Genomic DNA, 8,176 nt, shown 5'->3' on the forward strand with positions numbered 1-8,176 from the left:
TGCAGGGTAAGCAGGTGGCGTTTGTTTTGGTAAGCGATGCGCATGGATTTGCCACATTGCGTGCAATGGGATGATGCGGGATCTAGACGACGCTGTTGCTCTGGGTTAGAGATCGGGTGTGTTCGTGCCATCCTCTGTTGCTCCTCTGGTGAAAATCGGTGAGTTCTTCGCTAGGATTTTACCTGATAGTCATCAAGGCAGTTTTGCTGACGTAGTTTTTTTTCAAACGACGGCGTTTCGCGGTGGCACCTGCCGTAGGGGCTCCGACCCATGCCATGCGCCGCCCGGCATGGGTGACTATCAACTGCACTAATGTCGATTATGGGCCGCTGGCTTAAGAGAACCAGACCGCTTTCTGATCTACCACGAACCAGTCGTCGCCAAACTTTCGCACAGTAATGTCGAGGCCAACGCCGTCCATTGCACCGTAGGTAATTCCCAAATGCACCGTGGCCTCCGTACGGGTTTCGTTCCAGCGAAATATAGGGCCTTTGCGACGCACATCATCCACAAAGGAGATCACCACATACCCATTGGGCAAGGTGCGCCCCGATCCCCCGAGTGGTGACGACGACTTGGGAAGTACCCGCCAGCCCCCTGAAGCAAGCTCCAACGGCTTTATCGCCTGTGGAAAGCTAACCGCCATCGTGATTCCTCGGTCTTGCCCAAAGCCAAACCGACTATCGAAGGCCGCCGCGAGAATTTTCTCTTCGTCGGTGTGAGAGCGTGGCGCGGCGAGAGGGTTGCGGTCGTCGCTATCACTAAGGCCATCGCCATCCGTATCAGGGTTCAGAGGATTTGTCCCGAGGCGCTTCTCTGCCAGATCGGTCAGGCCGTCGCCATCGCTGTCATCACGTAGGGCTAAGTTATTGACGAAGCGCTTTACCCAGTCCTTGGGCGGCTCCCCACTAACTCCCGTGAAGATCGGCTCGACCCAGTGGCCGTCGTTGCGCCGCACGATCCAGAGATCACGGTAATCCCCCAGAGCAGGGCAGGTGAGAATCCCCCAAACATTGCCATCGCTGTCGGTGTGTGTGGCACGTAGCCGTATACGAGGTAGCCTGTCACCTGTTAAGGGAATGGGTTCGGGAGGGAGCCTGTCGAAGCCATAGAACTGGGTCATTGGGGGAAGTCTGCGATCTAGTTTCCGCGCCGCACGAACCGCAGGAATCACGGCCTCGCCGCCAATAGCAGGCAGGCTCAGAAACGCGGCGGAGCGTAGATCAGAATCGGTGCTCTGAAGTGCTGCCAGAAGAAACGCAATCGCGTCGGGATGTGGTAGGCGCGTGAAGTAGGCAAGCGCTGGCCCAAAACCCGTTGCACTCGTGCCGCGCTTTAGCTCCGCTAGCATTGTCTCGTGCGCTCGCAGGTCTGCGTGATCGGCAAGCAGTCCGTAAACGGTTAGGGGTGCGTAACGTGGTTCCTCGGTCTTTTCGGGAATTTTTCTCAGGAGCGGGAGGAGCCCGAGCAGCTCCGCAGTGTTCTGTGCCGAAGCCACCTCGCCCAGCTCGTCCAACAGCCCGCGCAAGTCGGAGTCGTCGTAAGGCACTTTCTCAAACTGTGCTCGAACCTGAGGCAGAAGCGCTTGAAACGCCTCGTTGCCTAGCTTCGTAAACATCTTGCGATCATCGCGGCTTCGGTCTTTCCAACGAGCCATTATCGCCTCGGCGAGAGCGCGACGCTCCTTAGGATCGGTTGGTGGAGGAGGTGGAAGGCCAGGGCCAAAGCGGGCGAATCCGTGGCCGTTAAAGTTGCCTTGTAGGATCAGATCCTCGCCCATAGGCACGATGGTTTTACCAAAAAGATACTCCTCCGTATCCCCCTCAGCGAGCTTCTTGCCATCTAGGGAGAACGCCAGAATTTTCCCACCGACGGTAACAAGCAACCTATCCTTCACGAGAAGAGGGGTAGCGAGAAAACCATAGCGCTCGTCCGTGAGTGGCTGTGACCAGATTAGCTTACCATCGCTTGCAGCAAGGCAATAAAGCGTATGGTTATCGTGGGCATAGAGCTGGCCACTGTGGAGAAGAGGAAGTGTGAGAGGCGCAGGAAAACGCCAGAGAATCTTGCCCGAAGATCGTTGAAGCACACAAAACTCTGTCTGTGTCGCAACGTAGACGTGATCAGCGGTCACCAGATGGCACTGAACATAGCGGCTAGAGGGTGTTCGTGGGAAAGACGTGCGCCAGTGAAGCTTCCCCGTTTTCCTCGCCAAACAGCGAATATCCCCCTGAAAGGTAGCAAAGAAAATCTGCTCGCCTTGAGTGTGGAAGTGCCCTAGCACGCCTTGTCTCGTTTCCCGTTTATTGCGTGGGGGTACTGTTGGAGGAGGTAGCGAGTGTTCCCAGAGCTTCTTGCCTGTTGCTAAATCCAGTGCGGCAACATTCTTCTCCAACGTCTCATAAAAAACGTGGTTGGTCGCAAGGGTTGCGGGACGCCGGGTCGGAACGTTGCGCTCCCAGAGGGGCTTTCCCGTCGCGAGATCGCATGCGAGGATGCCTAGGTCTCCTGCGGCCACCAGCAGGGCGTTCTTGTTCGGGAACAGATGAAAAGGGCCTGTCACAGAAAGCTTTTTCTCCCAGAGGAGTCTGCCCGTTGCGAGATCAAGAGCGCCACAGGTCGTGGAGGTTCCAAAATAGAGCTTTGTCCCTTGGGCAACATACTCATCAACTTGGCCTCCCACAGCGACACTCCAAAGCTTTTTGAGTGGCGGTTGGTAAGAAGTTTGCGGGGTGATTTGTATGGCGAAAAGCGCGGGGGGAACTAAGAGCATTTGCCTCTCCTCAGCGAGTTTAGAGAGGCAGTGTACGAGAAACCTTCAACCCTCCTTTGCAAAAGGGAGGGTGGCCGAGGGACGAGGCCGGGTGGGTTCAGGCTACTTCCCTCTCGGCTCCACTCCCAGTAGATTTTTTACGAAGAAGTCCATGCGGCGGCGTTTTCCATACGGGCTCTCGCCTGCGCCATGGTTCGCGCCGGGGAAGACAATCAGCTCGTAGTCTTTGTTGGCCTTGATCAGCGCATCGGCGACCTGCATCGTGCTGGCGGGGTCTACGTTGCTGTCTACCTCGCCGACGGTGAGCAGTAGCTTACCGGTGAGCAGGTGGGCATTGACGACGTTGGAGCTGTCTTCGTAGGACTTATCCACCGGGTAGCTCATCCACTGTTCGTTCCACCAGACCTTGTCCATCCGGTTATCGTGGCAGCCGCAGTCGGCGACGGCGGCTTTGTAGAAATCGCCGTGCCAGAGCAGCGCGGCTAGGGCGTTTTGGCCGCCCGCGCTTCCACCATAGATTCCGACGCGGGTGAGATCCAGTGACGGGTACTTCTGGGCAAGCGCCTTCATCCACAAGATGCGATCCGGGAAGCCGCCGTCCTTGAGGTTCTTGAAGCAGACATCATGAAACGCCTTGCTGCGCCCATCAGTGCCCATGCCGTCTATCTGTACCACCAGAAAGCCCAGCTCAGCGAGCTGTTGGGCATTGCCGTAGTTGCTGCTCCACTGCTTCGGGACAAAGAAGCCCTGCGGCCCGGCGTAGATCTGCTCAATGACCGGGTACTTTTTCGCCGGGTCGAAGTTCGTGGGTCGCCAGAGGATGCCATAGATATCCGTGGTGCTGTCGCGGCCTTTTGCCACAAAGCGCTCCGGCTGCTTCCAGCCGGTGGCAAGAAGCGCCTTCGCATCGCCTTTCTCCAGAGTCGCGAACTTCTTGCCATCCGACGTGCTGCGTAGCTCGGTGACCGTCGGCAAGTCCACACGGGAGTAGCTGTCTAAATAGCGTGTGCCATCAGGCGAGAGTGCGATGCGGTGCGTGCCGTCGCCGTCGGTGAGGGGCGTGAGTGCGCCACTACTTACGGAGACGCGGGCATAGTGAACATGATACGGGTCTTCGCCGGGTGTGCGCCCCGCGACTCGGAGCAGCAGCTCGCCCTTGTCTTCGTCGAAGCTCTCCACACCGCGCACGGTCCACTCGCCTTTGGTCAGCTGTCGCTTAAGCTTGCCACTTGTGCCATCGTGTACAAAAACATGATTCCAGCCATCCCGCTCGCTCATCCAAACAATCTCGTTGGATTTTGCTAAGTAGCGTGCCCAGAACTTGCCGGAGTAGTTGATGAAGGTCTTGGTCGCATCTTCGAAGAGTGTTTTTGGCGTTCCGCTAGCCGCATCCACACTGATCACACGCATCAGCTGGTGACCGCGCTGGTTATAGGCGAAGAAGAACCGCGACGAGTCCGCTGCCCATGTCACGCCCGCGCCCCAGCCGGAATCCCCGAGCGCAGGCAGGCTCCAGGGAGTGGGAAAGAGCGACTCGTTCAGCGGGGTGGCTTTCTTATTGACCACGTCAAAGAGCACCGGGCGCGGGTGCTCGATCTTATCGCCGGGCTTTAAGTAGTCGAGGGTGATGAGCTTTGGCTGCACCTGGTCTTTGGGCGATGACGACACAATATAGACCTTGTGCTCCTGCGCGGCCTCGGTGCGAAACGCGACCACTTTCGTGCTATCGGGCGACCAGAAAAAGCCTGTGCCATCGTAGGAGTCCTTGGGCTTGCCATCGGTACTCAGCACCACGGCCTCGCCGCCCATTGCAGGCCGCACCCAGAGATTGTCGCCTTTTACAAACGCGATCCACTTTCCATCGGGCGATGCGCCAGGGTTGCCGCCACGCTGCGTCTCGCGCCTTGTCGGGGCAGCGCGCTTGCCATCTATCAGTACGATTCCGCCCCGTGCGGGTGTGGTGGCGTAGCCCAGAACCTTGCCGGAGGCATCGCGCACCTCCCAGGCATGACCCGCAACCGACCCCTGGCTATACTGTTTACCGGGTGCGACTTTTCCGTAGGGGGGACGTTCAGAGCCGTTCACCCAGAAGAGAGAAATCTCGCCGCTGGTCTGGTTGTCGAAGACAACATCCACGCGCTCGCCTGCCTCGCCGGGCTGAGGCCGCGCCGTGAGCCGCTGCACACTCTCGATGCCAAGCTTCCCCCCCAGCGTCGCCTTGAGCGCCGCCTCCGTCGGAAAGCGCGATAGCTTGCCATCTTGCTCCACCAGCACCCACTCAAAGGCGTTCGTGCCAATCTCTACCTTGTACCAGAGCCGCCCGCCCTCCAGCCAGTTGGGCGCGACACTGGCACGGAAGACTTTCCCTCGCGACAGCTCTCCTACCTTGCTCGCCCGCTCGTAGTCCGCCTTCATTCCCTGTGCCTGCGCCATCCCAAGCCCTCCCAAAATCACGACGCTCAGCGCCAGTGCAACAAATCCTCGCATTGTTTTCCCCTCCCTCAAATTTACGAAACCCATGTTGATTGTAGTCCAATCACAATCCACTCAGCTCCAAACTTGCGAAGCCTAACATCATATCCTTCGGCATTGAGCATCCCATAGTAGCGATTCAGACTGATTTTTACCTCAGTATGAGCCGCGTTCCAGAGAATCCAGTTCGGTTTCGCGATTTTCTTCCGAGGAAGCTTTTTCCCTACAAAATCGTTTTCAGGAAGAAAATATGTATACTCAGCAACGCCCTTACCAATAGAGGAAATTAACGGAGAACTGTTAGCTCCATCCTGAAGAGCAATCATTCGTCCATTCAAGCCAAAAATCTCCAGCGGACGGACGCCTTTTGGAATTCGAACCACACAAGGCCATGCGTCGTAAGTTTCAAAGATATAAAGGGCCTCAAAGCTCGCCACCACAATTTTCTCCTCATCTGTGACAAGTGAGCGTGGGCTAACAAGAGGGTTTCGGTCTTCGCTATCCGTGAGTCCATCGCCATCTGTATCGTTTTTTTGAGGGTCTGTGCCGAGGCGCTTCTCCATCACGTCGGTGAGGCCATCATGATCCGCGTCTTTGGTGAGAGCCTCGTTGCCTACAAAGCGAGCATACCAGTCGAGAGGGTGGCGTACAGGCGGGGGATTCGGCTCTTTTGGTGAGGGGCCACGCCAGGGAAGGAGAGTCTCGCCCGTGAAACGCAGGTCGCCCCAGTGCGTCCCATCCCACCGTGCTATCCAGAGGTCTTCCGTATCGCCTAGCTCCCCCGTCGTGAGGAGAGCCCCGTCTTTCTCCAATGCGATTACCTTCTCGGGAACTCGACGCCGAAGGGCTTCGTCTTCCGAGAGCACACGCGGGGCGAGACGCTCCAGCCCTAAACGCTCAGCAAAGCTGCCCTGAAGACGGCGCTCTTTGTTCTGCACAGCTAAAATAGTCGGCACCATCGCACCACCACCCGTTCGTGCCAGGTTGAGGAAAGCAATGCGACGCAACTCTGGTGGAGCTTTCGGGTTTGCTAGCGCCGCCTTGAGAAAGGCAAGGACATCGGGCTGGCGAGAGTCGGCAAGTTCTTTGTCCCAGCGCGAATTCTCCAGAAACCCTGGCAGCAAGAGCAACTCTTGATACTCCATGAGTTGCCCCGGTTTTCGAACCCGGTTCAACAGCTCGATCGCCTGCGAGAGAGCACGATGCGGCTCATCGGCTTTGTAGAGTGCCAGATACTGCTTGATAAGCGGGAAGAGCTCTTTCTGTGTCACCGAGCCAAGGCGGATAAGGGTTGCTATCTCCGCTTGGCTCAGTGTGCCCAAATTGGCAAGGAGCTGACGTGCCAAAACGTGCTGCTCTTCCTGAAAAGCGCAGGTGCTCAGAGCGAGCGCGGGAGGAAGAGGAGGCAACATGATATTAGAGGCTCGGGCGCTCCGAGAGCCCCTTATGGATCAGCGCGAGAATCTCCTCGCGCTCGGTGCCTGCGAGGGTCAGGCGCGGGGCGCGTACCCACTCGCTCCCGAGGCCCGCTTCTTGGAGTACGAGCTTGATTTTTTGGACAAAGTGCGGCCCAATATCGAGGGTCATGAGCGGCAGGAACCAGCGCCAGAGCTCTCTTGCCTTGTCCCACTCACCAGCCATCATCAGCTCCCACATCCGGGCGTTCTCTTTGGGGAAGGCCAGCCCGACACCCGCGATCCAGCCGGTTACGCCCATCAGGACGCACTCGGGAATGATCGTGTCCACACCGCCAAAGATCGCGTAGCGCTGGCCACAGGTGTTGTAGAGCTCGGTGATGCGCGTGGTGTCCGCCGAGGACTCTTTAATCGCCACGAGGGTCTCGACATCGGAGAGCTCGGCGAACATCTTGGGGGTGATGTCCACGCCGTAGCCCACGGGGTTGTTGTAGACAATAATCGGGAGCTTGCTGGCAGCAGCGACCGTGCGGAAGTGCGCCATGGTCTCTCTAGCATCGGACTTGTAGACCATCGCAGGAAGCACCATCACACCATCGGCCCCGAGCGCCTCCATGTCCTGGACATACTGGCAAGACGCCGTCGTGCTCATCTCCGCCACGCCCGAGAGCACGGGCAAGCGTCCTGCGGCGACCTCTTTGGCATGCTTTACCACCGCGCGCTTCTCTTCGGGAAGCAGGGTCTGGTTCTCACCTAGCGAGCCACACATGATCAGGCCGTGAATACCAGAGTCAATGAGAATCTCAAGGTGCTTTGCCTGTGCGGACCAGTCAATGCTCTGGTCTTGATGCATCTGGGTTGTGACGGCAGGGAAGACTCCCTGAAAGTTGACGGAAGAAATTTGCTGATTTGCCATAGGAGAAGTATAATGCATATTGCACACAATGTCAAAAACTTTATCTAAATTTATTGCCGATGATCTGCGCATCAACCCACCTGCCTCCGAGGAGCCACTCACACTAACCGCGCTTGCAACGCGCTACTCAGTGAGTCTCACGCCTGTCCGCCAGGCCGTGCGCGAGCTGATTGAGCTAGGTTTTTTAACAAAGTCCGCGACGGGGAGAATCCACCCAGGACCCTCCTTTGGAAAAGGGAGGGTGCCGAGGAACGAGGCGGGTGGGTCCGGGGCAGCCGGGTGGGTTCGCGACTGGGAAGCCGAGCTACGTACCGATGTTCTCCAGCGTTCGCTTCGGGGCGACCAAGAGTTCCTGCGTGAAGAGGCCCTCGCCGAGCGGCTGGAGATTGGCCGAACCGTGCTGCGGCAGGCACTACACCAGCTTGCAGGCCAGGGCTTTGTGGAACATGTCCCCCGCTGCGGCTGGCGTGCCCGTGAGCTGACCCTTGCCTCCGTCGAAGACTGGCTTCTGGTGCGCGAGCGGCTGGAGCTTCTGGCACTGGAGCAAGCCTGGTCACACCTCGATCCCAAGGTTCTCTCCCAGCTCCGCGATGGCAACCA

At 58.0% G+C, this 8,176-nt stretch carries 5 protein-coding genes; 1 reads left to right on the top strand and 4 read right to left on the bottom strand.

What is annotated here, in order from left to right; translation table 11 throughout:
- Positions 1–334: 334 nt before the first annotated feature.
- The 4 genes from RMO15_RS09925 to RMO15_RS09940 form a co-directional block, all read right to left on the bottom strand.
- Entirely contained in the window at positions 335–2,773 is a 2,439-nt protein-coding gene (locus RMO15_RS09925; protein ID WP_309711385.1) for a PQQ-binding-like beta-propeller repeat protein, read from the bottom strand.
- 102 nt (positions 2,774–2,875) lie between these two features.
- Positions 2,876–5,260 carry a prolyl oligopeptidase family serine peptidase gene (locus tag RMO15_RS09930; protein ID WP_309711388.1) on the bottom strand — a complete coding sequence of 795 codons (2,385 nt, stop codon included), beginning with the start codon at positions 5,258–5,260 and terminating at the stop codon, positions 2,876–2,878.
- A 20-nt stretch (positions 5,261–5,280) separates the two neighbouring features.
- Complete coding sequence (locus tag RMO15_RS09935; protein ID WP_309711391.1) at positions 5,281–6,657, bottom strand: hypothetical protein; 1,377 nt, start codon at positions 6,655–6,657, stop codon at positions 5,281–5,283.
- 4 nt (positions 6,658–6,661) lie between these two features.
- A complete protein-coding gene (locus RMO15_RS09940; protein ID WP_309711394.1) occupies positions 6,662–7,576 on the bottom strand; it encodes a dihydrodipicolinate synthase family protein in 915 nt (304 codons plus the stop codon).
- A 28-nt stretch (positions 7,577–7,604) separates the two neighbouring features.
- Between RMO15_RS09940 and RMO15_RS09945 the strand changes: the two genes are divergently transcribed.
- Positions 7,605–8,176 (top strand): GntR family transcriptional regulator (locus RMO15_RS09945; protein ID WP_309711397.1); only part of this gene is annotated, 572 nt, incomplete at its 3' end.

The sequence above is a fragment of the Armatimonas sp. genome (genome assembly GCF_031410135.1).
Classification (GTDB): Bacteria; Armatimonadota; Armatimonadia; order Armatimonadales; family Armatimonadaceae; genus Armatimonas.